General features: G+C 35.6%; 1 protein-coding gene and 1 pseudogene. Both read left to right on the top strand.

Going from position 1 to position 2306, the window contains the following annotated elements; all coding sequences use genetic code 11:
• Positions 1–379 precede the first annotated feature (379 nt).
• Positions 380–559 (top strand): hypothetical protein, encoded by a 180-nt coding sequence (locus VXP95_RS15365; RefSeq protein WP_005134116.1) that lies wholly within the window; start codon positions 380–382, stop codon positions 557–559.
• 519 nt (positions 560–1078) lie between these two features.
• Positions 1079–2002, top strand: a pseudogene (gene repM / locus VXP95_RS15360) (replication initiation protein RepM); the annotation flags it as partial.
• Positions 2003–2306 lie beyond the last annotated feature (304 nt).

Here is a 2306-nt window from a genome sequence, read left to right as displayed (position 1 = left end):
AAAAGTATTTTTTGAATTTTTCAAACATAGCTTAGATCAAAAACATGCTCGTGAAGCTCTCAATAAATAATTATTCATTCCTCCAATAATCCCTGCAAAACGCCCCAAATTTTTGGGGCTTATTTTTGGTATTTTTAGAGGGTGTTTTTTTGTTTCTCGGAGAGAAACGCGTAAGCGTGCATTCCCTCCTGCTGTCGGAAAATGATAAATCTCCAAACCGCTAAAAATTTGCTTGTTAGCGAAGTGCCAATATCAAATTTCGCCCCATAGCTCAAAAACGGCCTAAAATCGCATTTAAGCGCATTTTTGCTAAAAACAGGGAAACCTAGCCAAACGGGGCTAAAAACACCAATAAGCGCAAAATAGGAGCATTTAGAGCATGAAATTAACTGATGCTGAAAGAAATAACCGTTTGGAAGAAGTGTTTTTTAAGAAATCAGATCGAACTTATTACGATTTAGAAATCACTGAAGATCATCAAAAACTATATGATCAGTACGTTTCAGGTGATTTAAACAAGCAAGATTTTGAAGAACAACTAAACAAATTGATCAATTAGCCGAGCGAGTGTCTACGAGCGACTGAGCGTTATAAAAATTCGCCCCCTGCCTTTTCCCTGATTACAAGCTCCCTGTTGCTTCATAACGAGATTTACAGAGCAAAGCGACTTAGCCACTGGCTCCATGACGAGCGAAGCGAGCATAAAGCCTTATGAGCGAAGCGAATCCATTCTTGTTTTTAGCGTCCTAGTGGATATTTGAAAAAACTGCCCCCAGGAATCGAGCGAAGCGAGATTCAATAGAGTTTGAGCGAAGCGAAAACATAGGGCAGTTTTAAATGCTTTTTAATTTTTTTTTGGCTTTTAATAATCTTTTAAGCTTTTAAATGCTTTTAGACACGCTGAAAGCCTTGCTATACGTGCATTTCAAGCCTCATAAAGCTACATTTTCCGTGCAATACCGTTACATTTTCCGTGCAAAAAAATGAAAAATCGAGTTTATAAAGCTACATTTTCCGTGCATATTGATACATAGTTTGTTAGTGTAACAATAACAACATTAATAAATAGGGTAATGGAATGGGTGATTTAGTTGTTAAAGATAATGCGTTAATTAATGCGAGTTACAATCTCGATTTGGTCGAACAAAGATTAATACTTTTAGCAATCATTGAAGCCCGTCAAAGTGGCAAAGGCATTAATGCAAATGACCCTTTAACTATTCATGCTGAAAGCTATATTAATCAGTTTTCAGCACATAGGAATACAGCTTACGAAGGCTTGAAAAGTGCATGTAAGGCACTGTTTTCAAGATATTTCACATATCAAGAACCTAGAGGAAAGGCTATAGCTAATATTCAAAGTCGTTGGGTTTCACAAATTGCTTATATTGATGAACAGGCAAAAGTCGAGATTATCTTTGCTCCTGCCATCATTCCATTGATTACACGCTTAGAAAAAGAATTTACAAAGTACGACATACAACAGGTTTCTGGACTATCAAGCGGTTATGCAATAAGGCTTTATGAGCTATTGATTGCTTGGCGTAGCACAGGCAAAACGCCTATTATTGAAATAAATGAATTTAGAAAAAAGCTTGGTGTTCTTGATACTGAATACAAGCAAATGAATAATTTTAAAAGCCGTGTTTTAGAGCCTGCAATCACTCAAATTAACGAAAAAACCGACATTAAAATTAAAGTCGAACAGCATAAAACAGGACGTTCTATTACAGGATTTTCATTCAAGTTTAAGCAAAAACAAACGGCAATTTCTGAGAAAACAATATCTACACAACGAGATCAAAACACGCCCGATCTATTCACCAAAATGACAGATCCGCAACGCTTTCTATTTGCTCACAAGCTGTCTGAAATGCCTGAAATGAGTAAATACTCTGAGGGTACAGAATCCTTTCAAGATTTTGCGAAACGCATAGCAGACATGCTTTTAGAGCCTGAAAAGTTCAGAAAGTTCTATCCGTTTTTAGAAAAGCTAGGATTCGGTTCTAAACAAATCGCACCAACTGCACCAGTAGAAAAAAAGAAAGAATACACAATTGATGATCACATATTTATTGATTACAGCAGTAAGAAAAATTTCACGCCATTCAAAAGTAATGTATTCAATATTGCTCGTGAAAAAAAATATAAGCACTTAAAAATTGAGGGTGAAAAAATGGTGGATTTTGAAAAAAGAATTGCAGAGATGCTTTTGGACGAAAAACAGCAAAAAGTATTTTTTGAATTTTTCAAACATAGCTTAGATCAAAAACATGCTCGTGAAGCTCTCAATAAATAATTATTCA

It is taken from the genome of Acinetobacter sp. 226 (assembly GCF_048147925.1).
Classification (GTDB): Bacteria; Pseudomonadota; Gammaproteobacteria; order Pseudomonadales; family Moraxellaceae; genus Acinetobacter; species Acinetobacter pecorum.
Note: the sequence above shows the minus strand (reverse complement) of the source record. Positions and strands in the feature narration are given on the sequence as shown.

What these genes read in the sequence shown, in the direction of transcription:
- VXP95_RS15365 (WP_005134116.1), top strand. Translation starts at nt 380, where the DNA reads ATGAAATTAACTGATGCTGAAAGAAATAACCGTTTGGAAGAAGTGTTT.